This window comes from Gordonia sp. NPDC003422 (assembly GCF_053588675.1).
Genome location: NZ_JBSFQL010000004.1, coordinates 56,492 through 81,036, shown reverse-complemented (window position 1 = coordinate 81,036; position 24,545 = coordinate 56,492). Strand labels below are relative to the sequence as shown.

Genomic DNA, 24,545 nt, shown 5'->3' with positions numbered 1-24,545 from the left:
ACTTCTCCGGCGGACCGCTTCCTATTCTGCGCCCTCCGCGGACTCCATACCACCTAGCTCACCGCTTCCTTCCGCGACCGCGTTCGCGACCGCCACGCTCCGACCTCACACCGACCACGACGGTGGTGGGGGAGGGCAGAATGGCCTCACCACACAGCTCCACATGTAGACCGCCGATCCCCGCCCGGCCCACTGCTGCTGCGTCACGTTCGATCTCGTCGGCGGCCGACGCGCCCTTGATGGCAACCAGACGACCGCCGGGACGTATGAGCGGGGCGGACCATTTGCTCAGCCGTTCCAACGGCGCGACCGCACGCGACGTAGCCACGTCCCTGCCACCGAGCTCGTCACGTACGACGCGCTCCTCCGCCCGACCACGCACCACGCGCACTGGCAAGCCGAGCTCGTCGACCGCCCGCTCGAGGAATGTGCTCCGCCGAAGCAGAGGTTCCAGGAGCACCACCTCAAGATCCGGACGCACGATCGCCAACGGGATCCCGGGCAGGCCGGCCCCACTCCCGATGTCGACGACGGCCTCGCCCTGGCCGATCTGCTCCTCGATCACCGCGCAATTGAGGATGTGTCGATCCCACAGTCGGGGAATCTCCCGCGGACCGATCAGTCCATGATCGATGCCGTCGGTCGCAAGGATCCGATGGTATGCCTGCGCCAACTCGAGGCGGTCACCGAACACACCGGCAGCTGTTGCGGGCGGGGTAGCGGACATCTCGATTGCGTCGTCCTTCGAGTCGGTGTCGTTGCGATCATCGTCTCGTTGATCTGACACTTTCATTGCCCCCTTGCGTCGAAGCTCGATGGTTCAGTGTTTCACGTGAAACAGTCGGTCCCATGGCCGGGTGGCTGCCCATCCACAGATGCCGCCGAAGCTGGCCAGCGATCCACAGTCGCCCATGTTTCACGTGAAACAACACTGCTGTAATTCAGAGCCAAGAAAACAGACAAGGCCCCGAACACGTCGGGGCCTTGTCTCTAGATCAGCCTGTCTGTAGATCCGGCGGATCAAGCAGTGGGGAGTACCACCACGCGGCGCTTCGGTTCTGCGCCCTCGCTCTCGCTCACCACACCCTCGACGTCGGCGACCGCGTCGTGCACGATCTTGCGCTCGAACGGGGTCATGGGATCGAGTGCCTCGCGGTCACCTGACGCCAGCACGCGCTCGGCGACCTCTCGGCCAAGCCGGGCGAGGCGGTCGCGACGATCCGCACGCCACCGCGCGATGTCGAGCATGAGCCGACTGCGATCACCGGTCGCCTGTTGAACAGCGAGTCGGGTGAGCTCTTGCAGTGCGTCCAGCACCTCGCCCTTGCGGCCGACCAGCTTGGCAAGATCGTCTCCGCCGTCGATGCTCACAATCGCGCGATCACCGTCGACGTCGAGATCGATGTCGCCGTCGAAGTCGAGGACGTCGAGGAGTTGCTCGAGGTAGTCGCCGGCGATCTCGCCTTCCTCGACCAGACGATCCTCCTCGTCACCCTCATCCGCATCATCCGCGTCGTCGTCCGCGTCATCCGAATCATCGGTCTCGGCGACCACATCTTCGACATCCGACTCCGCAGGTGCGACGCTCTGTCCCGGCTCCTCGGTCGTCGCAGCGGCATCCACCGCAGCGGCATCCACCGCAGCCGACTCGTTCACCTGCTCGGTCTCGCGATCGCTCTGGGTCGCAGTCTCCGTCATCTCACATCCACCTAACTCTGTGCTTCCACCAACAAGTCTTTGTTGCTCGAGATCGAGCGTCATCTTCGGCCACCGCGTCGGCCACCGCGATTGCCGGCCTTCTTCCCGCCGCGATTGCCGGAGTTCTGCTTCTTCGATCCGGGACTCGAACCCGACCCGGAACGCCCGCCCGGGCGTGTGGGTTTCTGTCCGGGTTTGGGTTTCACGCCGGCCTCGGTTGCGGCGCTGGACGCGCCGTCGGTCTCCTCCGGCTCGCTCGCGGCAGCATCGGTCACAGCAGCATCGGTCTCAGTTGCCGCATCGGCCGCGACTGTCTCGTCGGACGTCGACGCCTGGCCCTTCTTCATGCGAACCGGCTTCGCTCCCGGCTTGGGGGAGTTGGCCTTCAGCTTCTCCTGCTTCGCGAGCTTGGCTTCCTCTTCTTCCTTGGCGATACGGCCGAAGACGAGGTGCTGCTGCCCGTAGGTCCAGATGTTGTTGCTCATCCAGTAGAGGAGGATCGCGACGGGGAAGAACGGACCGGTGACCAGGATGCCCAACGGGAAGATGTAGAGCGCGAGCATGTTCATCATGCGCGTCTGCGGGTTCTCGAGGGCGGCCTCCGGCTGGCGGGCCACCGATGCCCGGGAGTTCATATGGGTGGCGATCGAGGCGACGATCATCATCGGGATCACCACGATGACAATGTTCATCCGGGTGAAGTCGATGGGCTGGCCCGGCTCGACAAACGCCTGCCACTCGGTGACCGGCTGCGTGATGAACGACGAAAGCGGAACGCCGAACAGACGTGCGTCGAGGAAGTTCTGCACCTGGTCGACGCTGAAGAAGTAGTTCGGCGCGTTACGCGTTTCCTCCGGCGACATGCCGAGCTGACCCATGCCGGTCGCGGTGCGGTTGAACGACCGCAGCACGTGGAACAGACCGATGAACACCGGGATCTGCAAGAGCATCGGCAGGCAGCCGAGCAACGGGTTGAACCCGTGCTCCTTCTGCAGCTTCTGCATCTCCTCGGTCATCTTGACCCGATCCTTGGCGTACTTCTTTCGAATCGCCTGCAGCTCCGGATTGATCTCCTGCATCTTCTTCGTCGTGCGGATCTGCTTGACGAAGGGCTTGTACAGGATCGCGCGAAGGGTGAACACCAGGAAGACCACCGACAGCGCCCACGCGATGCCGTCGCCGCCGGGAGTGTTCGGGGTGATGTGGTCGAACAGCCAATGCCAGACCCACATGATCCCGGAGACGGGGTAGTAGATGAAGTTGAGCACGGGTTAGTTGCCCCTCACTTCCGTCGGTGGTCTACGCCAGCGGAACCCGTGTTCGGGTACCGGGTCGTAACCAGGTTTGTGCCAAGGTCCACATTTGAGGAGTCGAACGATCGACAACCAGCCGCCATAGAAGAAGCCGTGGGTTTCGAGGGCTTCGACCGCGTACCCCGAACAGGTCGGCTCAAACCGGCACGTCGGCAGACGCAGCGGCGAGACCCAGGTGCGGTAGAGCTCGATCAGGAAGATCAGTGCCCGGCGGGGGAGGAGCTTGGTCGTTGTCCACAGCCGCCCCGTTGTCGTGGGAGAAGCCGCCGTCGTCGGAGGAGTCTGCATGCTCTGGTCCACAGTGTCCGTCATGGCCGATCACCGAGCCGGGCAAGTCGCGGATGCGTGAACGCTCCCTCGAGTTGTTCGGCCAGCTCGATGCTGCTACGGCCCGCAGCGCTGCGGTGAGCACGAACAACCACGAAGGTCTCCGGTGACGGACACGATTGCATGGTCTCGGCGAAGGCAGCACGCAGACGACGCGCGACGGCGTGCCGGGTCACCGCCGGGCCCACAGCTTTGCTCACGATCAGTCCCAACCAGGGTCCACCGGTCATCGCGACGTCGGATCGGACGTTGCGAGGATCGGGCCACATGGTCGGGACGGGCGATGCGTGCACCACCAGATCGCGCGACGAAACCCGCACGCCGTTTCGCAGCGTGCGAGAAAAGTCGGATCTCCGGGAGATCCGATGGCGAGGCGCAGTCATCGATCAGCGGAGACCGAGGCGGTGGCACCGACTCGGTCATCGGTCGACGATCAGGCCGTGAGCTTCGCGCGGCCCTTGCTTCGACGGCCGTTGACGATCGCGCGGCCGGCGCGAGTGCGCATGCGCAGCCGGAATCCATGCACGCGCGCACGACGACGGTTGTTCGGCTGGAAGGTCCGCTTGCCCTTGGCCACGGTGACTCCTTGTGCTCCGTGCGTGGGTGCCCGCCTCGCGTGCGAACCCACGGCTTTCTGGTTGGTCGGTTGATCCGGGAGCGGTGCCGAACTCGTGTCGGTGGTATCAGTCGGTTGACCTCGACGGAACCTGGTAAAGCTCCGCGCGGTCACCGCGCAAATCCGCAACCTGGATGACCAGTCGAGAGTACTGAGAGTGGCGCCTCAAATCAAACGAGGGTCCCGACGCCGACCGGGCAATCGCAGACCCTGTGATGAAGCCGACACGAGGTCGTCCTGGCCGAGTCATCCGGCGTCGTACGCGCCCGACGCCCGGCTCGCGCAGTGTTGTCTTTCTCGTGATCGAAAGTTTCGGATTCTGTTGTGACGGAAGCCACTGCTCTGTAACCTTCACCGAAGTGGTCGCCCGCGTCGACCATGGAACTTGGCCGCGAAGCGTTGCTTCCGGTATCTTCATCCCTTCTGTACACAGATGTGGATAACTGTGTGGACAACTCGGCTCTATCGCAACGCAACGCCATCCTTGCCGGAGAACGCTGGTAGTTTTCCCGGGCAGGAGGGCCCCACGTGACTTCAGACCGCGACACATTTGGCGAGGTGTGGCAGCAGGTCGTCGCCGAGTTGAACGACGACGATGCCGCCGCACCCGACCACGAACCGCTCACCAGGCAGCAGAAGGCCTGGTTGTCGTTGGTCCGCCCGCTCACCCTGGCCGAAGGCTTCGCGCTGTTGACGGTGCCCACGCCACTGGTCCAAGAGCAGATCGAACGGAACCTCCGCGACACCATTCGATCCACCCTCAGCAAACACCTCGGGCAGCCGGTGGACCTCGGCGTTCGCATCGCCACGCCACGCGCGGAGGACACCCGCGCGGAGAACGGCTCCGACGTCGATGCCCGCGCCGACATGAATCGCGGTCCGGTGTCAGCTCCTTCTGCGTCAGCTCCTTCTGCGTCGGGTCCTTCTGCGTCGGGCACGGCATTCGACGACGGGCTCCCCGGTGAGTCGATGGCGGGTCGTCCGCGGCCTGGTTTGGCCGACAACGCGTTCCGCTCACCTGGCGGCGAAGCCTCCGGCGACCGCCCGCGACCTGATTCCGGGGACTGGACCGCCTATTTCGCGGAACGTCCGACCACCGCACCGGCGGTGCCGAGCGCCAACCTCAACCCGAAGTACACCTTCGACACCTTCGTCATCGGCGCGTCCAACCGGTTTGCCCATGCATCGGCGGTTGCGGTGTCCGAGGCCCCGGCCCGGGCATACAACCCGCTGTTCATCTGGGGGGAATCGGGGCTCGGCAAGACTCACCTGCTGCATGCTGCCGGCCACTACGCTCAGCGCCTCTTCCCGGGTATGCGGGTCAAGTACGTCTCCACCGAAGAGTTCACCAACGACTTCATCAACTCGCTGCGTGACGACCGTCGGGTCGCGTTCAAACGCCGCTACCGCGATGTCGATGTCCTTCTCGTCGACGACATCCAGTTCCTGATCGGCAAAGAAGGTATCCAGGAAGAGTTCTTCCACACCTTCAACACGCTGCACAACGCGAGCAAACAGATCGTCATCTCCTCCGATCGACCGCCCAAACAGCTTGCGACACTTGAAGATCGACTCCGCACGCGATTCGAGTGGGGCCTGATCACCGATGTCCAGCCACCCGATCTCGAGACCCGCATCGCGATCTTGCGCAAGAAGGCACAGATGGACAACATCGCGGTGCCCGACGACGTCCTCGAACTCATCGCCTCCAAGATCGAGCGCAACATCCGCGAACTCGAGGGTGCGCTCATCCGCGTCACCGCCTACGCGTCGCTCAACAACGCCGAGCTCGACATGTCGCTCGCCGACGTCGTCCTGCAGGCGCTGCTGCCCAACTCCGGCACCCTGGAGGTCAGCGCGGCCAGCATCCTGGTGATCACGGCCGAGTACTTCGACATCTCCGTCGACGAACTCCGCGGACCCGGCAAGACGCGTTCGTTGGCCCAAGCGCGGCAGATCTCGATGTATCTGTGCCGTGAGCTCACCGACCTGTCGCTACCCAAAATCGGCGAGACCTTCGACCGCGACCACACCACCGTCATGTACGCCGAACGCAAGATCCGCAAGGAGATGGCCGAGCGGCGCAAGGTGTACGACCACGTCCAGGAGCTCACCGCGCGCATCAAACAGCGCGCCTCCTCCTGACGATTCGACCGCCGCGGCCACCGAGATAGCTCCGTCCAGACCCCTCGGGAATCTGTACCTGGGAGACCGGTCAGGTGCACTGTGCGTCTCGTGAGGTCAGGGCGTACAGATTCCCTATGGCGATCGTGGAACCAACCCTCAACCATCACGACAAGGTTGAGGTTCTCGTCGTCGATGCGGCGACTCACAATCCCACTGAGTATGTTCATCACCAGCTGTGGATGAGTCTTGGGATAACCGTCGGTAACTTGTGTACGCAAGGTGCACGGAATACGAACAACCTTGGTACTCCACATACCTCGGCGTAACCGTGCACGGATCGTCCACCGGACATCCACATCGCCAGAGGCGCTCGGACAGGGCTGATTCCCCGGTTGTGCACAGATTCCACAGCACCTATTACTGAGATGGATCCCTCTCTAGAGAACTTCTTTTGTAAGAAGGACTGTGCACAGTGTCAGTGCCGAAACCGACAGCCTCGCTCGGCTCGCATCCACGCAAAGCGCCTCGACTTGCACCCAACAGCCCACTCCGGCGCGGTGGCGTTCTACAGTGGGGATCCCCGAACGAGAGAAGGGCTGTTTCCCAGCATGAAGTTTCGTGTCGCGCGTGACGAGTTCGCAGATTCCGTTGCCTGGGTCGCCCGTAGCCTGCCTTCTCGACCGCCGGTACCGGTGCTCGGCTGTGTGGTCCTCGACGTCGACAACGGCCTGACCGTCTCGGGATTCGACTACGAGGTCTCGGCCCAGGAGTCCATCGCCGCCGAGGTCGCCGAACCCGGCAAGGTCCTCGTCTCGGGCCGACTCCTCGCCGAGATCACCAAGGCGCTGCCCAACAAGCCGGTCGATGTGACCCTCGACGGTTCCCGCGTGGCCATCGCGTGCGGGAGCGCCAAGTTCTCGCTGCCGACGATGCCTGTGGAGGACTACCCACAGCTGCCCGACGTGCCCGCGGTCACGGGCACCATCCCCACCCAGCTGTTCGCCGAGGCGATCTCGCAGGTCGCCGTTGCGGCCGGGCGTGATGACACGCTGCCGATGCTGACCGGTGTGCGCGTGGAGATCGAAGGCTCCGGCGTGGTGCTCGCCGCCACCGACCGATTCCGTCTGGCTGTCCGCGAATTGCAGTGGGAGCCCACGGATCCGGACACCACCGGGGCGGTTCTGGTACCCGCCAAGACTCTTTCGGAGAGCGCCAAGACCGCCGGCGCCGAGGGCACCGGTGTGGTGTCGCTGGCATTCGGTGCGGGCTCGGCAATCGGCTCCGACGGCATCCTCGGCATCCTCGGTGAGTCCAAGCGCACCACCACCCGATTGCTCGACGCCGAGTTCCCCAAGTTCCGTCAGTTGCTGCCCGCAAGTCACACGGCGGTTGCCACCATCGACAGCGCGCCGCTCATCGAGGCGATCCGACGCGTCGCGCTGGTCGCCGAGCGTGGCGCCCAGGTGCGCCTGGAATTCGCCGAGGGATCCGTGCTCCTCACGGCCGGTGGCGACGAAGCCGGCAAGGCCGAGGAGGAGTTGGCTGTGCAGTTCAGCGGCGAACCCTTGACGATCGCCTTCAACCCGGGATACCTGCTGGACGGCTTGTCGGCCATCAACGCCGACACGGTCGATTTCGGATTCACGACGCCGAGCCGGCCCGCTGTCCTGCGTCCGGCGAGTGGTGACGAACCGGTGGCCGACGAGTCGGGTGCCTTCCCGGCGCCGGCGAGCGCGTTCACGTACCTGCTCATGCCGGTCCGCCTTCCGGGCTGACCCGCGCGCCCGCGCCCGTCGAGAAGCTGCCGTGTTCGTTCGTGAGCTGCACCTTCGCGACTTCCGGTCGTGGCAGTCTGCCGACATCGAGCTGCGTGCCGAGCCGACCATTTTCACCGGGCGCAATGGTTTCGGTAAGACCAACATCCTGGAAGCGCTCTACTATCTGGCGACGCTCCGGTCCCATCGGGTGTCCAGCGATGTGCCGCTCGTCCACACTGGAAAGCAATCGGCGCTGGTCACGGCGACCGTCGAGAACAGTGGACGCGAACTCACCGCGCAACTGCGGATCAACGCCGAAGGTGCCAACAAGGCGTCGATCAACGGTGGTCCGGCACGTCGCGCCCGCGAGGTCGTCGGGATTCTGCGCGCCGTGCTGTTCGCGCCCGAGGACCTGTCGCTGGTGCGTGGGGAACCGACCGATCGTCGACGCTTCGTCGACGAACTGGTCGCGCAGAAGGGCCCGCTCCATGTTGCGGCCCGCTCCGACTACGACCGCGTACTGCGCCAGCGGTCCGCCCTGCTGAAGACCGCGGGGGCCGCGATGCGACGCGGGGGCAGCGACGCCGAATCGGTGCTGAGCACACTGGACGTCTGGGACGGTCAGCTCGCCGAGCACGGAGCGGTGGTCACGGCGGCACGCATCGACATCCTCGAAGCCCTGCGCCCGCATTTCATCGAGGCGTACGGGTCGATCGCCCCGCACTCGCGTCCGGCAGACCTGGCCTACCTCCCCACGGCGGGAGCAGATCTGCTGCCGCCGGCAGGTGAGTCGGCCGACGTGGAGCACATTCGTCAGTCACTTCTTGACCGGTTGGCCGATCTGCGGTCCAAGGAGATCGATCGTGGCGTCTGCCTGGTGGGTCCGCATCGTGACGACGTCGGCGTGATTCTTGGTGACGAGATCGCGAAAGGCTTTGCCAGCCATGGTGAATCGTGGTCGCTCGCATTGTCGCTGCGGCTCGCGTCGGTGGCCCTTGCGCGTGCCGAGGGCGTCGAGCCGGTGATCATGCTCGACGACGTCTTCGCCGAACTCGACGCGGCGCGGCGTCGTAAACTGGCGGAGTTCACCGCCGACGCCGAACAGTTGTTGGTGACCGCTGCCGTGGCGGAGGACATCCCGTCGGGCATCGGTGGCCGACGCGTCGCCATCGAAGTCGTCGCCGACGAGGAAGGCCGACGGTCGGTGCTGGCGACAGGGGAGGAGGCGACCGGTGACTGACGAAGACGACGCCGGTACGCCCGAGAACCTGGGCGGATACGAACGCGCGCGCCGCGCCCTGGAAGAGGCCCGGGCGGCGGCGAGGGCTGCGGGAAAGTCGGTCGGACATGGCCGGGCGTCCCCGGTTCGACGTCCGACCAGCGGAAAGAGCAAGCGCCGACGCTGGTCGGGGTCGGGACCCGACGGCCGGGATCCGCAGCCGCTTGGCCGGCTCGCCGGTGGTCTCGCCCGCGAGCGTGGGTGGCAGCCCAAGATCGGTGAAGGCACGCTCTTCGGCATGTGGGAGCAGATCGTCGGTGCCGACGTTGCGGCGCATGCACAGCCGGTTGCTCTGCGCGACAACGTCTTACACGTTCAGGCCGAGTCCACCGCGTGGGCCACCCAGCTGCGTTACGTGCAGGCTCAGATCCTGGCGAAGATCGCCGCGGCCATCGGCGACGGGATGGTCACCTCGCTGCGGATCACCGGTCCCAAGGGGCCGTCGTGGCGAAAAGGGGAGCGGCACGTCCCCGGTCGCGGACCCCGCGACACCTACGGGTGACAACGGTCTCCAGAACGAGGTTTTGTCCCCGGGCCACGATCGAACCGGCAACTATCCAAAAAAATTCGCCAGCGAACGCGTCAGCGGCCCCGGATGCGGGTTCCTGGTCGGGTTAGGCAGTACACTGGTGATGTTGTCCCGACAGGGGTGGGAGCACGACCATCACATGTGGCGGTCGCGGGCCAGACGAGGCCTGCGACGAACCTGACTTGTGTCCACACCGATGGTAGTCGTCCCACCACGTCGACGGAACGACGACGCACGTCTGATGGCGTCGTCCAGAGCAGAACAGGAGCGGACGCACCTCGTGGCCGACAGTAACGACACCGCAGGATCCAAGGGTCGCAAGACAAAGAAGTCCGGCGAGTACAGCGCCGATTCGATCAGCATCCTCGAAGGCCTCGAAGCCGTCCGCAAACGACCGGGCATGTACATCGGCTCCACCGGTGAGCGCGGTCTGCACCATCTGATCTGGGAGGTCGTCGACAACTCGGTCGACGAGGCGATGGCCGGTTACGCCTCCAAGGTCGAGGTCACGCTGCTCGAGGACGGTGGCGTCGAGGTCGTCGACGACGGCCGCGGCATCCCCACCGACATGCACGCGACCGGCGTCCCGACGGTCGAGGTCGTCATGACCCAGCTGCACGCGGGCGGCAAGTTCGACTCGGACGCCTACGCGGTGTCCGGCGGTCTGCACGGCGTCGGCATCTCCGTGGTGAACGCGCTGTCCACCAAGGTGGAGCTCGAGATCAACTACGGCGGCTTTCACTGGGAGCAGACCTACGATCACGCCAAGCCCGAGGCGCTGCAGAAGGGCGACCCCACCCGAAAGACCGGCACCACGGTGCGGTTCTGGCCGGACGCCGACATCTTCGAGACCACGGTGTTCAGCGCGGAGACGGTCGCGCGTCGCCTGCAGGAGATGGCCTTCCTCAACAAGGGCCTCACCATCACGCTGACCGACAAGCGCCCGCACGTCGTCGACACCCCCGGGGACGCCAACGGTGACACCCCGCCCGCGGACACCGCGGAGACCGTCAAGTCCGAGGAAGAGAAGAAGACCGCGGCCGCCAAGCCGAAGACGCGGACCTATCACTACCCCGACGGCCTGGTCGACTACATCAAGCACCTCAATCGCACCAAGCAACCGATCCACACCTCGGTCATCGGCTTCACCGCCAAGGGCACCGGGCACGAGGTGGAGATCGCGATGCAGTGGAACGCCGGCTACTCCGAGTCGGTGCACACCTTTGCCAACACGATCAACACCCATGAGGGCGGCACCCATGAGGAAGGTTTCCGCGCGGCGCTGACCAGCACGGTCAACAAGTACGCCGTCGACAAGAAGCTGCTCAAGGAGAAGGACGGCAAACTCACCGGCGACGACATCCGCGAGGGACTCGCGGCGGTCATCTCGGTGAAGGTCGGCGACCCGCAGTTCGAGGGCCAGACCAAGACGAAGCTCGGCAACACCGAGGTCAAGGGCTTTGTGCAGAAGACATGCAACGAGCACCTGGCGCATTGGTTCGAGTCCAATCCGGCCGAGGCCAAGATCATCATCCGCAAGGCCGTCGACTCCGCGCAGGCCCGCATGGCGGCGCGTAAGGCGCGAGAGTTGGTGCGGCGCAAGACCGCAACCGACATCGGCGGTCTGCCCGGCAAGCTCGCCGACTGCCGCAGCAACGATCCGTCCAAGTGTGAGGTCTACATCGTGGAGGGTGACTCCGCGGGTGGCTCGGCCAAGTCGGGCCGGGATTCGATGTACCAGGCGATCCTGCCGTTGCGCGGCAAGATCATCAACGTCGAGAAGGCACGTATCGACCGGGTGCTCAAGAACACCGAGGTCCAGTCGATCATCACCGCGTTCGGTACGGGCATCCATGACGAGTTCGACATCGCCAAGCTGCGCTATCACAAGATCGTGCTCATGGCCGACGCCGACGTTGACGGACAACACATTTCGACGCTGCTGCTGACGCTGCTGTTCCGTTTCATGCGCCCGCTCATCGAGCACGGTCACGTTTATCTGGCACAGCCGCCGCTGTACAAACTGAAGTGGCAGAAGACCGAACCGGAGTTCGCCTACTCCGACCGCGAGCGCGATGGCCTGCTCGAAGAGGGTCGGGCCGCCGGCAAGAAGATCAACGCCGACGACGGCATCCAGCGCTACAAGGGCCTCGGCGAGATGAACGCCAAGGAACTGTGGGAGACCACGATGGATCCGGAGGTCCGCGTCCTGCGTCAGGTGACGCTCGACGACGCGGCCGCTGCCGACGAACTCTTCTCCATCCTGATGGGCGAGGATGTCGCCGCCCGCCGCAGCTTCATCGCCCGCAACGCGAAAGATGTTCGCTTCCTAGATGTCTGACGCCTCCCCATCGCAGGCTCACATGCGAACCGCCGCACTCCGCTGGTTGAGGTGCGAGCGAAGCGAGCCTCGAAACCACCCGGCAGAAAGAATGAGCAATGACTGACACCACGCTCCCGCCCGCCGGCGGTGAAGGCGATCGCGTCGAACCGGTCGATCTCGGCCAGGAGATGCAGAAGAGCTACATCGATTACGCCATGAGCGTGATCGTCGGGCGCGCGCTGCCCGAGGTGCGCGACGGCCTCAAGCCGGTGCACCGTCGCCTGCTCTACGCGTCCTACGACGCCGGGTTCCGCCCCGACCGCAGCTACGTGAAATCGGCGAAACCCGTTGCGGAGACGATGGGTAACTACCATCCGCACGGCGACACGGCGATCTATGACGCGCTGGTGCGCATGGCTCAGCCATGGTCGATGCGCTACCCGCTCATCGACGGCCAGGGCAACTTCGGTTCGCGCGGCAACGACGGCGCAGCCGCGATGCGTTACACCGAAGCGCGTCTGACGCCGCTGGCGATGGAGATGTTGCGTGACATCGACAAGGAGACAGTCGATCTCACGCCCAACTACGACGGCAAGACCGAGGAGCCGACGGTTCTGCCGGCGCGCATCCCGAACCTGCTGATCAACGGATCCGGCGGCATCGCCGTCGGCATGGCCACCAACATCCCGCCGCACAACCTGACCGAGGTCGCCGACGCGGTGTTCTGGGCGCTCGAGCATCCCGACGCGGACGACGAGACGTTGCTCAACGCCTGCATGGAATCGATCAAGGGACCCGATTTCCCTACGGCCGCACTGATTGTCGGCAGCCAGGGCATCCGCGACGCCTATACAACCGGGCGCGGCAGCATCCGGATGCGGTCGGTGGTCGACATCGAGGAGAACAAGGGCACCACCACTCTCGTCGTCACCGAACTGCCGTACCAGGTCAACCCCGACAACCTGATCCAGTCGATCGCCGAGCAGGTGAACGAAGGAAAACTCAAGGGCATCAGCCGAATCGAGGATCAGTCCTCGGATCGTGTCGGCATGCGGATCGTCGTCACCCTGCGCCGCGACGCGGTCGCCAAGGTGGTGCTCAACAACCTGTACAAGCACAGCCAGCTGCAGACCAGCTTCGGTGCCAACATGCTGTCCATCGTCGACGGTGTGCCGCGCACGCTGCGTCTCGACCAGATGATCCGTTACTACGTCGAGCACCAGATCGACGTCATCGTGCGTCGCACGCGGTACCTGCTGCGCAAGGCCGAGGAGCGCGCACACATCCTGCGTGGTCTGGTGAAAGCCCTTGACGCCCTTGACGAAGTGATCGCGTTGATCCGCGCGTCGGCCAACACCGAGGCCGCTCGCACCGGCCTGATGGGTCTGCTGGAGATCGACGAGATCCAGGCCGACGCCATCCTGGCGATGCAGTTGCGTCGCCTCTCGGCGTTGGAGCGGCAGAAGATCATCGACGAACTCGCCGAGATCGAGCGCGAGATCGCCGACCTCAAGGACATCCTCGACAAGCCCGAGCGTCAGCGCGCGATCGTGCGCGACGAGCTCAAGGAGGTCGTCGAGAAGTACGGCGACGAGCGTCGTACCCAGATCATCGCGGCCGACGGCGACGTGTCCGACGAGGATCTGATCGCCCGCGAGGACGTCGTCGTCACCATCACCGAGACCGGCTACGCCAAGCGCACCAAGACCGACCTGTATCGCAGTCAGCGTCGGGGCGGCAAAGGTGTGCAGGGTGCCGGCCTCAAGCAGGACGACATCGTCAAGCACTTCTTCGTGTCGTCGACGCACGACTGGATTCTGTTCTTCACCACGAAGGGCCGCGTCTACCGAGCCAAGGCGTACGAGTTGCCCGAGGCCAACCGCACCGCACGCGGCCAGCACGTGGCGAACCTGCTGGCCTTCCAGCCGGAAGAGCGCATCGCGCAGGTCATCCAGATCAAGACCTACAACGACGCCCCGTACCTGGTGCTCGCGACCCGCAACGGTCTGGTGAAGAAGTCGCGGCTCGAGGACTTCGACTCCAACCGGTCGGGCGGCATCGCGGCGATCAACCTGCGCGGCGAGGACGAACTCGTCGGTGCGCAGCTGTGCAGCGCCGACGACGACCTGCTGCTCGTATCGCAGAAGGGCCAGTCGATCCGCTTCCACGCCGACGACGAGGCGCTGCGTCCGATGGGTCGCCAGACCTCGGGCGTGCAGGGGATGCGATTCAACGCCGACGACACGCTGCTGAGCCTGAACGTGGTCCGAGAGGGCACGTACCTGCTGGTCGCGACGTCGGGCGGCTACGCCAAGCGCACCGGAATGGACGATTACCCGGTCCAGGGACGCGGCGGCAAGGGCGTGCTGACCATCGCGCACGACCGCAGACGCGGCGAGCTGATCGGCGCACTCATCGTCGACGACGAATCCGAGCTGTACGCGATCACCTCCGGTGGGGGCGTCATCCGCACGGGTGCCAAGCAGGTGCGCAAGGCAGGACGTCAGACCAAGGGTGTGCGGCTGATGAACCTCGACGAGGGCACCACGGTCATCGCCATCGCACGCAACGCCGACGAGCCCGACGAGCCGACCGAGTAGCCGACAGCGGCGGCGGTAACGCGGATGTGACCTCGACTACCGTTAGGCTGGGAACGACGTGCTGCCGACAACACGGTGACCAGAAGACGCCGAGCGAGGGAATTGCGAGTGAGCACACCGAACAATCGGGACAAGGACAACGGTGGTCCCAACGCTGGGGGTCAGCCGGGCACAGGCACGCCGACGGGCGGTCTGGTCCCGCCCTGGCAGCGGGGCCAGACGGACAGCCGTGACCAGGTGGATCCGGGCGTCACGCAGGAGATCGAGCGGCCGACCCGGGACACCGTCGTAGGTCCTAATGGGCAGGGTGCGCCAACCGGGCCGAGCGGCCCGCCGCCGAACGGACAAGGCGGCCCGCCGCCGAACGGACAAGGCGGCCCGCCGCCGAACGGACAAGGCGGCCCGCCGCCGCGCGGCATTGTGAGCAGCGGTACCGCCGCCGCCAGCATGAGCGGAGAGCAGGCCCCGGTCACCAATCTGGAGAATCCGCCGCGGCGGACGGCCACCGCAACCCAGGAGCCGACGCAACGGTTCGTCGAATCGCCGACGAGCACCATCGAACGCGATCAGCTCCAGGGGCAGCAGCTGCCCGACCTCGACGCGATCCACCACACCGAGGCCAAACAGACGGCCGCGGCCGCTGCGGCGACCAAACCGTCGGCACGGTCGGCGCCGGCACAGGTCCGCGCCAACACTCCGCTGCGTGCGGCCGTCCAAATCCGCCGGATCGATCCCTGGGCGACGTTCAAGATCGCCGCGGTGCTCTCGGTCATCGGCTTCATCATCTGGATGATCGCGATCGCCGTGCTCTACCTCGTGCTCGACGGCATGGGCGTCTGGGACCAGGTGAACAACTCCTTCGGCACCCTCGTCACCGCCGACGGTTCGGCGAGCGAAGGCGACATCGTGAGCGCCACAACCGTGTTCGGTGCGTCGGCGTTGCTCGGCGCGGTCAATGCCATCCTCATCACCGCTCTGGCCACCATCGGGTCCTACATCTACAACATCTGTGCCGACCTCGTCGGTGGCGCCGAGGTCACACTCGCCGACCTGGACTGACGGCGGACCCGTCGGAAATCTGTACCTGGGAGGCCGACCAAGTGCACAGTGCATGTGGTGGGGTCGAGACGTACAGCTTTCCTACGGAGTGGCGATCGCGTTCGGGCATTCGGGTCGAGAGCCCCGCGGTGACGGTCACCGAAATGGTCGCCGTGGCGTGTCACCGCGCAGCGTAGGCTCCCAGGGCCCACCGACCAGCCGTTTTGCTACTTGAGCGTCGGGTCGGGTAATCTCACACCTCGGTTCAAGGGCCTATAGCTCAGGCGGTTAGAGCGCTTCGCTGATAACGAAGAGGTCGGAGGTTCAAGTCCTCCTAGGCCCACCAAGAACCAGGGGCCTTAGCTCAGTTGGTAGAGCGCCGCCTTTGCAAGGCGGATGTCAGGAGTTCGAATCTCCTAGGCTCCACCACCCCACCACGCACCTCATTCTTGCGGAATGTAACTCGTGCCGCGTCGTTCGCCAGTAAGGCGAAGCCGGCCGTCATCGACCAAACGAGAATGCTCATGGAGTCATAGCTTTTGAAAGTATGACGCGCCACGACCTCCGGGTGTAGTTGAAATCGCGAGTGAGTGTGCCACCGCGTCCGGCAAGCCTGTGCCGGTCCCTGGTGGGGACAGATTCCAAACACGCCCCACCACCGACCGCCTGGCCCCGTGCGGGTGCTCCGGCGGCTGAGCGTCCGCTCAAGCAGGTCCGGCCCTACGGTGACAGCTTTCAGCACGATAGGAGACAGCGACTGTTGCCGCGGAGCACTGCGCCCGTCGCTTGGACCGTCGTGCCCAGAGCCATGCACTCGACTGTGACTGGGCACACACCTGTGGATGCCGGGATGAATTCCACATTTGATCTGATGTAGCGTCGCGCTCAGAGTGTTTCAAGTGCAGGGCATTTGTCGTCGGGGGAACTTGCGGTGAGCAGTCGGGGGGATAGGGCTATCAGCTGGGCAGGGTCTGCCTGGGTTGAGTCATGCTCGGTTCCGGTGCTGACGCGATGAAACCGACCTTGCGCTGGTTCGATGACCTCGAACCGCCGGCCGCGACACCCGACACCAGAACTGGCCGGGTCCTCGCCGACCACCTCGCCGCGGCGCGACTCGGAACTCCGCGTCCGGCCGCCACAGCACCGTCTGAACCCCAGCGTCCGGCTGCAGTGCCTGCGGCAAGGGCTGAGCGAGCTCCACAAGAGTGGGAGACGCTCTTCGAGCCCCCCAACCGCACACCACCTCGGACTGGGCGCCTGTCAGCTGTCCGCGGGGTCTGGGACGACCATCGAGGTGCGGTTCTCGCCTCTGCGGCGGCTCTTGTGGCAGTTGCGCTCATCGGAGGCCTTACACTAGCGCTGACCGGCGGCAGCGAACCTCGCGCCACGGAATCGGTTGCCGCGCAGAGTTCGACGCCATCGCCCGACGACACGATCTCGTCGACGCCCACCAACGACAGCCCGTCATCGACCCGGGGTCCGGTCACCACCGGCAACGACGCGGGAGATCAGCGGTCAGGTGCCGGTGCCATCAAGGCGTTCAACTACGCCTACTACGTCACCCGTTCCGCACGGCAGGCTCGGCTCGTAACCCTGGCCGGTGCAGTGGATTCGGAGAACGTCCTGCAGGCCATCATCGACAACGTTCGTCCGGGATCTCACCACTGCTTGGTGATCACCAGCATCGGAGAAGGCACCTACCGGGTGCGGCTCAGCGTGTTTCCGCCCACCGGCGGCGCCCCGATCGTCTACCCGCAGGTGATTCGCACCGAGTCGCTGGAAGGCAGGACGTGGATCGCGTCGATAACCAAGGACGAGGGCTGACAAGTGTTTGCCGACAACGACAATCGCTGTGCTCCCGGGGGGAGCCGCTGGAGGAGAGGAAATCACAGGTGAGCAATCAACTCGGGGGACGGTCGAAGCATCGTCGGGAGGCCGACGGAGTGGGCTCGGTACGGCTGTCGTTGAGTGTCGCCGCAATGGCTGCCGCGCTGGCGACGGGTGTGGGTGCTGGTGTCGCTCATGGTGTTCCGGAGCAGGGTGGTACAACGCCGGGCGTTCCGGAGCAGGGCGGTACCACCCCGGCGCCGTCGCCGGGTAATGAGGTTCCGTTGGTGGAGCCGGGTCCGGGTTCGGTGCCGGGTCCGCCGCAGGAGGCGCCGTATCAGCCGTATGTGCCTGAGGTGATTGATTATGGAGATCGGTATTCGCCGGTGCCGAATCGTCCGTTGACCGCGCCGAAGCCGGTGGCTCCGGTGCGGCCGATTGCGCCGCCGCCGAACAAGATTCGTATCGGCAACTTCATCACCGACATCCCGCAGGGCATGAGTGTTCGAGATGTGAACTCGATCAATGCGTGGTCTGCGTATGGGGAGTCGAAGATCGCACAGGGTTTGATTTCGGTAGGCGTGCCCAAGGATGAGGCGAGTCGTCAGGCTGCGTCGACGATCATCGGTGTGATGGCCGGTGGCACGGTCGCGGTGGGTGCGACGGTGGCTGCGGCGGCTGTGGGTGGGCTCGCGGGTGCCGCGGTCGGCGCGGGCATTGGTGCGGCGGTCGGGCTTGCAATCGAGCCGCTTGCGCCCTGGCCGTTCGTCGGTCCGGGTGCCCTGATTGGCGCTGGTGTGGGCGCGGTGACGGGTGCTGCGTTGCTGGGTGTTCCGGTGGCGGTGGTGGGTTTGGCGGGCACGGTGGCTGCTGGTGTTGTGGCGTACACGTTGGGTGCGGGGGATCCGGGGGCGAATCCGCGGGCGCCGTGGCAGCAGAACCCGGGTCCCAAGCATGCGTTGCCGAATCCGGAAGGGAACCAGTTTGTGCTGACCCTGGGTCCTGATGAGGCCAAGCGTGCTGGGTTGCCGGCGGTGAGTTATGTGGTGAACAAGCGTGGTGATGTGAGCGGCAATATCGCCGGCCAGAAGTTCGGGTGGTCGGTGGAGCAGGCCACTGCCCCGTATCGGGTGTTGGGTCCGCAGGTCGAGCAGAGTGCTCGCGCTCTGACGAAACAGGGTGCGGCAGCACTGAAATCCGTGGTGCCCGGTGTGAACATCGCGTGGCCACAAGAAGCACGACCGAACTGAGGAGACCTCGAATGGTGCGCAAGAGTGCAGTCGTATCGATCGCAGTGGCCGTCATGGCCATGCTGTTTGGTGCCGCCCCGGCGCGAGCCGACCGTCCCCTCGGCAACATCGCGATCTACAGTCCGATCATCGCGACAGTCGGTGATCATGACTACTGTCGTGGTTCGTTCGACGTGGGACTCTCCTCGAAGAGTCGGAAGCCGGGCGTCGTCAAAGTCACACTGACCTCTCGAGGCTTCACCGGAAACGGCCGTGGATGGACGCGAAATCCACAGTGCCGATTTCTGATCGGAATCACCGCTTTGGGGAGTCGGGCCTTCTATCGTGACTATTGGATTCCGGCGGCCTTTGGTCCTCGACCTGGACAGAAGATCGTGCGCGAGGTGATGACGGGTTCCGGGCTGAGCACGGTCGCCGTTCAAACCTACGTGTCCAAGACTACGGTCCGGACACCCCAATCGCTAAAGACGGCTTTCTACTTGATCGTGCCGTGACCCAGCCACCACCCTGGCCCGAGCGTCCGGTCATCGTGTGCGGCACCGCCGGTGGTGTCGGCACCTCGGTGATCGCGGCGCTGCTCGCCGATCACCGTGCCGCAACCACTCTGGGCGAATCGTCGTGGTGGATCGACGCCGCCGGCAACGACGGGGATCTCGAACTCCGCATGCGTGCGGGCGGCGACCCCGACCTCCTGCGGTCGACGTTCGGCACTGGTCTGTACCTCGCGCACGACGAGGACACGATCAGCGAAAGCGTCGCCTACGCGTGGGGTCAGGGCGCAGTGCCGGTGGTCGACGCCGGTGCCCGCGCCCTGTCGGTACTGCCTGATCTTGCCGAAGGCCCGTTGGCGCAGCACATGATTCCGGTCCTCGTGCTGAGCCCGCGGCCCGACTTGCTGAATCGTGCACGCATCTACCTCGACCAGTGGCAACGCATGGGCGTGCTGAGTAGGACGATCATCGTGATCAATCCTCAAGTGCCCGATATCGATCCGCGTCCGCTGCAAGATCTCGTGGTGGCGGCCGTGTCGGGCGAGGTCGCCGGCGTGATCGCACTCGAGTACGACCCGGTCCTCGGCGCCGGAACCGGACTCGACCGTTCCGCTCAGGAGAACCTGGCCCAGTCGACACGGGATGCCCTGCGCGAGTTGGCGATTGCGTCCGGAAGTCGGCCGTAGGTTACACGACGGCGGATCAGCTACCGCTACGGATCCACCAGTAGACGATCAAGCCGACCACGAACACGAATACGTAAAGGGAGCCGACCACGATGGCCGCGACCGCATATGGCCGGCCCTCTTCTCGTGAGCGGCCAATGTCAATCAGGGACTTGTAGCCCAGGCCGATACCGATCAGCGCCGTGATGCCCAGCATCGACAACACGAGCGCCCAGATCGCCATCCGGTTGACGCGGCGTCGGGGTTCTGGTGGTGCGGCGGGTCGTCGGTTGTCGGCCGGCTTGGCCAGGTTCGGGCGCACGGGTTCCTCCGGAGCAGCATCGATCGGGCAATCACGGTCGGGTTCGGGGTCGGAGCGCACCGCTGAATACGCCAGCGCCGACTTGTCGCTGCCCTTGTCGAGGCCGCGACCGGCGGGCTCTGGTCTCGAGGAGGGTACGGGCGCGAAGTCGTTGTCGTCGTCGTAGAACGGATCGAGACGCTCGTCGGGTCCGTCCGACGAACGCGAGCCCAGGGCACTTGTCGGCGCCGAAGTGGGTGGCCGCGGGCCGGGCGGACGCGCACCGGGCGGGGGAGCACCCCGACCCGGAGGTGGACGCTGGCCCGGCGGCGGACGATAACCGGGGGGAGGCCCACCCGGTCGCGGCGCCGGCCCGGACTGCGTCGTCGGGTGCGGTCCGGTGGTCCTGGGAGTGACGCTCTGCGGGCCGGTCGTGCGCGGCGAGCGGGGTGGCATCGATCCGGCGCGCGGCGGGATGGGCTGACCGCCGGTGGTGGTCGGACCGACGCCGGAACGCGCTGGGCCGCCGGTCGGGCGCGGACCGGTGACTGGGCCGCGCGGCGGGATCGGATGGCTGCCGGTGGTGCGACGCGGGTCGGGCGTCGGGGGTCGGGCCGACGATGGCTCGCCGGACGGCGGACGCACGGGTGCACTCAGCGGAGCCCGCGGAGGACGCTCCCATGGGGCCAGGCTGCCGGAGCCGGCCTCGGTGGACGATGGAGCCGGTCCGGCGCCACGTGCGTCATCGGCATCGCCCGGGCCGGGCGGCCGATTGCGTTCGTCGTCGGAGGTCACGGTTCCAAATTACCTGTGGCGATCGTCCGGCCGCCGTCAGGAGGCCTCTGACGTCGACTTCTCGGAGTCGATCGTCGTGGTCAGTTCCTCAACACGGGGCACAGTGGCAGACACCGGAGCAGGTTCGCGCCGCGACCGTCGGACCAGCAGGACAGCGATGCCGGCCGACACACTCGCGACCAGCGCACCTGCGGCGGCGATCAGATACTTCTTGGGCATGTGGACAAGACTGCCAGTCGACGCGACACGATGCCAGCGGGGTTGGTCGTGCAGTCTGACCACCGACTTCGTCGCAGATGGTTGGATGGAGGTGTGACTACACCGAATTCTTCTGTAACCATTCACACCAATCGCGGCGACATCAAGGTCGACCTGTTCCCGAATCACGCTCCCAAGACCGTCGCGAACTTCGTCGGTCTCGCCGACGGCAGCAAGGACTACACCAAGCCCAACGCGTCGGGCGGCAACTCCGGACCGTTCTACGACGGCTCGCCGTTCCATCGCGTCATCGAGGGATTCATGATCCAGGGCGGCGATCCCACCGGCACCGGCACGGGCGGCCCGGGCTACCAGTTTGCCGACGAGTTCCACCCGGAACTCCAGTTCGACCGCCCCTATCTGCTCGCGATGGCCAACGCCGGACCCGGCACCAACGGCTCGCAGTTCTTCATCACCGTCGGCCCGACCCCGCACCTGAATCGTCGCCACACGATCTTCGGCGAGGTCACCGACCCCGCGTCGCAGCAGGTGGTCGACGCGATCGCCACCACCTCGACCGACCGTCGTGACCGTCCGCTCGACGAGGTCGTCATCGAGAAGATCGAGGTCAACTGACCGGCCCTCAGTACACGCCACCTCAGGTGGCCGTGTGCTACCGGCACCCCGACCGCCCCACCGGACTGTCCTGCAGTCGGTGTGGGCGGCCGGCGTGTCCGGAATGTCTGCGTCCCGCCGCGGTCGGCCAGCACTGCGTCGACTGCCTGCGCGACGACGGAGTCCAGCGAGGTTCGGCCAATCCGGGACGACGGTCGTGGTCGTTCCGGGCCATCTCGTCGAGCCGGACGCCGTACGCGACCTACGCGCTGATCGCGATCAACCTGATCGTGTTCGGACTGTGCGTTGCCGAGGCCGGTGTCACCGACCCCTCGAACGCGGCACTGTTCGCACACGGTGATCTCGTCAAGGGCATCGTCGGCGACGGTGAGTACTGGCGTCTGCTGACCGCCGGATTCCTGCACTTCACCGTGATGCACGTCGCAGTGAACATGATTTCGCTCTACATCATCGGCCGCGACCTCGAGATCGCCCTGGGCATCTACCGGTATCTCGCGGTGTACCTGATCTCTCTACTCGGCGGCAGCGCTGCCGTGATGCTCTTCGAAGCCGACAACGTCCAGACCGCGGGCGCATCCGGTGCGATCTACGGGCTGATGGGGGCGATGCTGGTGATCGTTCTCAAGGCCCGCGTCTCGCCGACCCCGGTGCTGGTGATCATCGGTTTCAACGTGGTCCTGTCGATCTCGTTGCCGGGCATCTCCCTGATGGCACATCTCGGCGGTCTGGCCTTTGGCGTCGCCGCAACGGCCGCGATCGTCTACCTCCCCGAACTGGTGCTGCCACGCAATCGGCTCGACGCGGCGTCGGCATCGCGGGTGTCGTGGGCCGCGCTCGGCGTTCTGCTGGTGCTGGCGCTCGCTGTCGGGGTCGGCGCAGGAGTCATGTACAGCGGGCCGATGATCCTGCGCTGAAAGGTGTTGCTCCCCCGCAGGTGCCTTCCTCCGCTCCCTGAGGTGTGAGGAGCCCCCACCCGCTGCCTGAGGTGTGAGGAGCGCTAGCGACGAGCCTCGAAGGCCTGGTGAGAGGACATTGTCGTCTCACCACGGGCTTCGAGGCTCGCAGGCTCGCACCTCAGCCAGCGGGTGGCGACTGTTCGCTTGCACCTCCGGCGGGAGTGGACTCTTTGCTGCTCAGCCGGCGATCGGGGCGTGTCCTACGGCCGCGCGTCGTCGACCGTGAAGCCCGCGCGGCGCAATTCGTCGACCACGGTGATGAGGTCGGCACCGAGATCCCATCGGCTGAAGACCACCAGCCGGGCGTCGTCGCGCGAGCCGGCGCCGTCGGGGAGCAGATCGATCTCCAGCTGCGCGGTCCGGCGTCCGATCCGACGCAGGGCCAGCAGGCGGATGCGTTCGACCTGATCCGGCGCGTAGGTGTGGACGCCGCCGATCGTCCGGATCGTCAGCTGCGGTGGTGACGCCGCAACGGCCAGACGTGGCCGGATGATCAGCGCGTACCCGCCGAAGGCCAGCAACAGGACGCCGGCGACAGAGATCATCAGCAACCCCACCGCGTCGGGAGCTGCCACCAAGGCCACCGCGAGCAGGACGAACCCGGCGATACAGAGGGCTGCGGCAGCGGCTCGGGGGGTCGCCCAAGAGGCGTCGACAGAGTTATCCACAGAAGTTACTCACAGTGGGGATGAATTACACACATGTGATTTCCACAGTGTGGAGAACCTGATGCGGACAATATGCGCAGGTCAGCGCCACCGCATGGTCATCAGGAGGCCGGCGACCATCAGTGAGAAGCCGATGAGGAAGTTCCACGCCTCGAGGTTCGCCATCCAGTGCAGGGGCTGGCCCTCGCCGCCGTATGTGGTGTTGCTCGCGGCCAGGTAGTAGACGACGAGCCAGGCGAGTCCGAGCACCATGAGCCCGAGCATCACGCCCACGTAGATCGAACTGGACGGTCCGGCCTTGACCTTGACCGGGGTCCGGCTGGCCGGGTTGATGGTGTAGTCGGTCTTCTTCCGGACTTTTGACTTCGGCATGACTTCCTCTGTAGTACGACACCGCGCAGTTGGGATGGCTCCCGGCGCGCGCAAAAGCTCTCCTCTACGGTATCTCACCTGGTCGCCGTCGTAACCACCCCTGCTGCGGCGGTAGCCTGTCGGGGTGCAACGCATCCTGGTCATCGACAACTACGACAGCTTTGTCTACAACTTGGTCCAGTACCTGGGCCAGCTCGGTGTCGAGGCTGTGGTGTGGCGCAACGACGACCCGCACTTGGACACCGAGAATCTTGTCTCGGCGACAACCGGATTCGACGGTGTGCTGCTCAGCCCGGGCCCGGGGACCCCGCAGCGCGCCGGCGTGACGACGCCGATGGTGACCGTCGCGGCCGAGCACGGGTTCCCTCTGCTCGGTGTCTGTCTCGGACATCAGGCGATCGGTGCGGCTTTCGGCGCGACCGTCGACCGTGCGCCAGAACTTCTGCACGGCAAGACGTCTCAGGTCGCCCACGACGGCGTCGGCGTCCTCGCCGGCCTACCGGATCCGTTCACGGCCACCCGCTACCACTCACTGACCGTGGTGCCCGACACCATCCCCGACGAACTCGTCGTCACCGGTCGCACCGAATCGGGCATCGTCATGGCCATGCAACATCGGGAGCTGCCGATTCACGGCGTGCAGTTCCACCCGGAGAGCGTGCTCACCCAGGGCGGCCACCGCATGCTCGCCAACTGGCTCGCGGTGTGCGGCATCGAGATCCCCGAAGAGCGCGTCGCCGCGCTGGAAGCCGAGATGGCGGCTGCCATCACGCGCTGAG

General features: G+C 65.5%; 24 protein-coding genes and 2 tRNA genes. 16 read left to right on the top strand and 10 right to left on the bottom strand.

Annotated elements, in window-relative coordinates; genetic code table 11:
- Window positions 1-58: 58 nt before the first annotated feature.
- From rsmG to rpmH, 6 genes are all read right to left on the bottom strand, one after another.
- Window positions 59-793: a 16S rRNA (guanine(527)-N(7))-methyltransferase RsmG gene (gene rsmG / locus ACWDTF_RS05235; RefSeq protein ID WP_449754058.1), complete on the bottom strand. Its 735-nt coding sequence runs from the start codon at window positions 791-793 to the stop codon at window positions 59-61.
- A 227-nt stretch (window positions 794-1,020) separates the two neighbouring features.
- Window positions 1,021-1,698, bottom strand: a complete 678-nt coding sequence (locus ACWDTF_RS05230) for a Jag family protein (RefSeq protein WP_449754057.1) — start codon at window positions 1,696-1,698, stop codon at window positions 1,021-1,023.
- 59 nt (window positions 1,699-1,757) lie between these two features.
- A complete protein-coding gene (gene yidC / locus ACWDTF_RS05225) occupies window positions 1,758-2,966 on the bottom strand; it encodes a membrane protein insertase YidC (RefSeq protein WP_433257156.1) in 1,209 nt (402 codons plus the stop codon).
- Between the two features lie 3 nt (window positions 2,967-2,969).
- Window positions 2,970-3,323 carry a membrane protein insertion efficiency factor YidD gene (gene yidD / locus ACWDTF_RS05220; RefSeq protein WP_355275714.1) on the bottom strand — a complete coding sequence of 118 codons (354 nt, stop codon included), beginning with the start codon at window positions 3,321-3,323 and terminating at the stop codon, window positions 2,970-2,972.
- Window positions 3,320-3,721: a ribonuclease P protein component gene (gene rnpA / locus ACWDTF_RS05215; protein ID WP_355275712.1), complete on the bottom strand. Its 402-nt coding sequence runs from the start codon at window positions 3,719-3,721 to the stop codon at window positions 3,320-3,322. Before rnpA ends, yidD begins: the two co-directional genes overlap by 4 nt.
- A gap of 50 nt (window positions 3,722-3,771) precedes the next feature.
- A complete protein-coding gene (gene rpmH / locus ACWDTF_RS05210; protein WP_006337454.1) occupies window positions 3,772-3,915 on the bottom strand; it encodes a 50S ribosomal protein L34 in 144 nt (47 codons plus the stop codon).
- Window positions 3,916-4,482: 567 nt separating this feature from the next.
- Here rpmH and dnaA point away from each other — a divergent pair.
- The 13 genes from dnaA to ACWDTF_RS05145 all read left to right on the top strand — a co-directional run bounded on the left by dnaA (window position 4,483) and on the right by ACWDTF_RS05145 (window position 19,861).
- Window positions 4,483-6,099 (top strand): chromosomal replication initiator protein DnaA, encoded by a 1,617-nt coding sequence (gene dnaA, locus ACWDTF_RS05205; RefSeq protein WP_449754056.1) that lies wholly within the window; start codon window positions 4,483-4,485, stop codon window positions 6,097-6,099.
- A gap of 590 nt (window positions 6,100-6,689) precedes the next feature.
- On the top strand, window positions 6,690-7,856 hold the full coding sequence (gene dnaN, locus ACWDTF_RS05200; RefSeq protein ID WP_433257161.1) for a DNA polymerase III subunit beta: 1,167 nt from the start codon (window positions 6,690-6,692) through the stop codon (window positions 7,854-7,856).
- Window positions 7,857-7,887: 31 nt separating this feature from the next.
- Window positions 7,888-9,078, top strand: coding sequence for a DNA replication/repair protein RecF (recF, locus tag ACWDTF_RS05195; protein WP_240855523.1), 1,191 nt, complete (start codon window positions 7,888-7,890; stop codon window positions 9,076-9,078).
- Complete coding sequence (locus tag ACWDTF_RS05190) at window positions 9,071-9,619, top strand: DUF721 family protein (protein WP_240855525.1); 549 nt, start codon at window positions 9,071-9,073, stop codon at window positions 9,617-9,619. The genes recF and ACWDTF_RS05190 overlap by 8 nt, the downstream gene beginning before the upstream one ends.
- A 307-nt stretch (window positions 9,620-9,926) precedes the next feature.
- Window positions 9,927-11,987 carry a DNA topoisomerase (ATP-hydrolyzing) subunit B gene (gyrB, locus tag ACWDTF_RS05185; protein WP_449754055.1) on the top strand — a complete coding sequence of 687 codons (2,061 nt, stop codon included), beginning with the start codon at window positions 9,927-9,929 and terminating at the stop codon, window positions 11,985-11,987.
- A gap of 98 nt (window positions 11,988-12,085) precedes the next feature.
- Window positions 12,086-14,569, top strand: coding sequence for a DNA gyrase subunit A (gene gyrA, locus ACWDTF_RS05180; protein ID WP_240855528.1), 2,484 nt, complete (start codon window positions 12,086-12,088; stop codon window positions 14,567-14,569).
- A gap of 108 nt (window positions 14,570-14,677) precedes the next feature.
- On the top strand, window positions 14,678-15,628 hold the full coding sequence (locus tag ACWDTF_RS05175; RefSeq protein ID WP_433257164.1) for a DUF3566 domain-containing protein: 951 nt from the start codon (window positions 14,678-14,680) through the stop codon (window positions 15,626-15,628).
- A 248-nt stretch (window positions 15,629-15,876) separates the two neighbouring features.
- A tRNA-Ile gene (locus tag ACWDTF_RS05170) sits at window positions 15,877-15,953 on the top strand.
- Window positions 15,954-15,960: 7 nt separating this feature from the next.
- A tRNA-Ala gene (locus ACWDTF_RS05165) sits at window positions 15,961-16,036 on the top strand.
- An 894-nt stretch (window positions 16,037-16,930) separates the two neighbouring features.
- Window positions 16,931-17,431 carry a hypothetical protein gene (locus ACWDTF_RS05160; RefSeq protein WP_449754054.1) on the top strand — a complete coding sequence of 167 codons (501 nt, stop codon included), beginning with the start codon at window positions 16,931-16,933 and terminating at the stop codon, window positions 17,429-17,431.
- A 68-nt stretch (window positions 17,432-17,499) separates the two neighbouring features.
- Window positions 17,500-18,684 (top strand): hypothetical protein, encoded by a 1,185-nt coding sequence (locus tag ACWDTF_RS05155; RefSeq protein WP_433257168.1) that lies wholly within the window; start codon window positions 17,500-17,502, stop codon window positions 18,682-18,684.
- Window positions 18,685-18,695: 11 nt separating this feature from the next.
- Entirely contained in the window at window positions 18,696-19,178 is a 483-nt protein-coding gene (locus ACWDTF_RS05150; protein ID WP_433257170.1) for an enoyl-CoA hydratase, read from the top strand.
- On the top strand, window positions 19,175-19,861 hold the full coding sequence (locus ACWDTF_RS05145; protein WP_308221067.1) for a hypothetical protein: 687 nt from the start codon (window positions 19,175-19,177) through the stop codon (window positions 19,859-19,861). The genes ACWDTF_RS05150 and ACWDTF_RS05145 overlap by 4 nt, the downstream gene beginning before the upstream one ends.
- Window positions 19,862-19,877: 16 nt before the next feature.
- Here the strand turns inward: ACWDTF_RS05145 and ACWDTF_RS05140 are convergent, their stop codons facing one another.
- Window positions 19,878-20,936: a DUF4190 domain-containing protein gene (locus tag ACWDTF_RS05140; RefSeq protein ID WP_449754053.1), complete on the bottom strand. Its 1,059-nt coding sequence runs from the start codon at window positions 20,934-20,936 to the stop codon at window positions 19,878-19,880.
- A gap of 36 nt (window positions 20,937-20,972) precedes the next feature.
- Window positions 20,973-21,155 (bottom strand): hypothetical protein, encoded by a 183-nt coding sequence (locus tag ACWDTF_RS05135; protein WP_240860458.1) that lies wholly within the window; start codon window positions 21,153-21,155, stop codon window positions 20,973-20,975.
- Window positions 21,156-21,248: 93 nt separating this feature from the next.
- Here ACWDTF_RS05135 and ACWDTF_RS05130 point away from each other — a divergent pair, with 93 nt between their 5' ends.
- A complete protein-coding gene (locus ACWDTF_RS05130; RefSeq protein ID WP_240860456.1) occupies window positions 21,249-21,770 on the top strand; it encodes a peptidylprolyl isomerase in 522 nt (173 codons plus the stop codon).
- Between the two features lie 32 nt (window positions 21,771-21,802).
- Complete coding sequence (locus ACWDTF_RS05125; protein ID WP_240860454.1) at window positions 21,803-22,684, top strand: rhomboid family intramembrane serine protease; 882 nt, start codon at window positions 21,803-21,805, stop codon at window positions 22,682-22,684.
- 242 nt (window positions 22,685-22,926) lie between these two features.
- Here ACWDTF_RS05125 and ACWDTF_RS05120 read toward each other — a convergent pair whose 3' ends face one another.
- Both ACWDTF_RS05120 and crgA read right to left on the bottom strand, forming a co-directional pair.
- On the bottom strand, window positions 22,927-23,394 hold the full coding sequence (locus tag ACWDTF_RS05120; RefSeq protein WP_240860453.1) for a PH domain-containing protein: 468 nt from the start codon (window positions 23,392-23,394) through the stop codon (window positions 22,927-22,929).
- 81 nt (window positions 23,395-23,475) lie between these two features.
- Complete coding sequence (gene crgA / locus ACWDTF_RS05115; RefSeq protein WP_240860452.1) at window positions 23,476-23,766, bottom strand: cell division protein CrgA; 291 nt, start codon at window positions 23,764-23,766, stop codon at window positions 23,476-23,478.
- 124 nt (window positions 23,767-23,890) lie between these two features.
- Here crgA and ACWDTF_RS05110 point away from each other — a divergent pair, with 124 nt between their 5' ends.
- Window positions 23,891-24,544, top strand: coding sequence for an aminodeoxychorismate/anthranilate synthase component II (locus tag ACWDTF_RS05110; protein WP_240860451.1), 654 nt, complete (start codon window positions 23,891-23,893; stop codon window positions 24,542-24,544).
- Window position 24,545: the final 1 nt, after the last annotated feature.

Bases quoted from the DNA above. Each gene is read 5' to 3' on its own strand.
- crgA (WP_240860452.1), bottom strand. From the start codon at position 23,766: ATGCCGAAGTCAAAAGTCCGGAAGAAGACCGACTACACCATCAACCCG.
- ACWDTF_RS05150 (WP_433257170.1), top strand. From the start codon at position 18,696: ATGGTGCGCAAGAGTGCAGTCGTATCGATCGCAGTGGCCGTCATGGCC.
- yidD (WP_355275714.1), bottom strand. From the start codon at position 3,323: ATGACGGACACTGTGGACCAGAGCATGCAGACTCCTCCGACGACGGCG.
- dnaN (WP_433257161.1), top strand. From the start codon at position 6,690: ATGAAGTTTCGTGTCGCGCGTGACGAGTTCGCAGATTCCGTTGCCTGG.
- ACWDTF_RS05135 (WP_240860458.1), bottom strand. From the start codon at position 21,155: ATGCCCAAGAAGTATCTGATCGCCGCCGCAGGTGCGCTGGTCGCGAGT.
- rsmG (WP_449754058.1), bottom strand. From the start codon at position 793: ATGAAAGTGTCAGATCAACGAGACGATGATCGCAACGACACCGACTCG.
- gyrA (WP_240855528.1), top strand. From the start codon at position 12,086: ATGACTGACACCACGCTCCCGCCCGCCGGCGGTGAAGGCGATCGCGTC.
- rnpA (WP_355275712.1), bottom strand. From the start codon at position 3,721: ATGACTGCGCCTCGCCATCGGATCTCCCGGAGATCCGACTTTTCTCGC.
- ACWDTF_RS05230 (WP_449754057.1), bottom strand. From the start codon at position 1,698: ATGACGGAGACTGCGACCCAGAGCGATCGCGAGACCGAGCAGGTGAAC.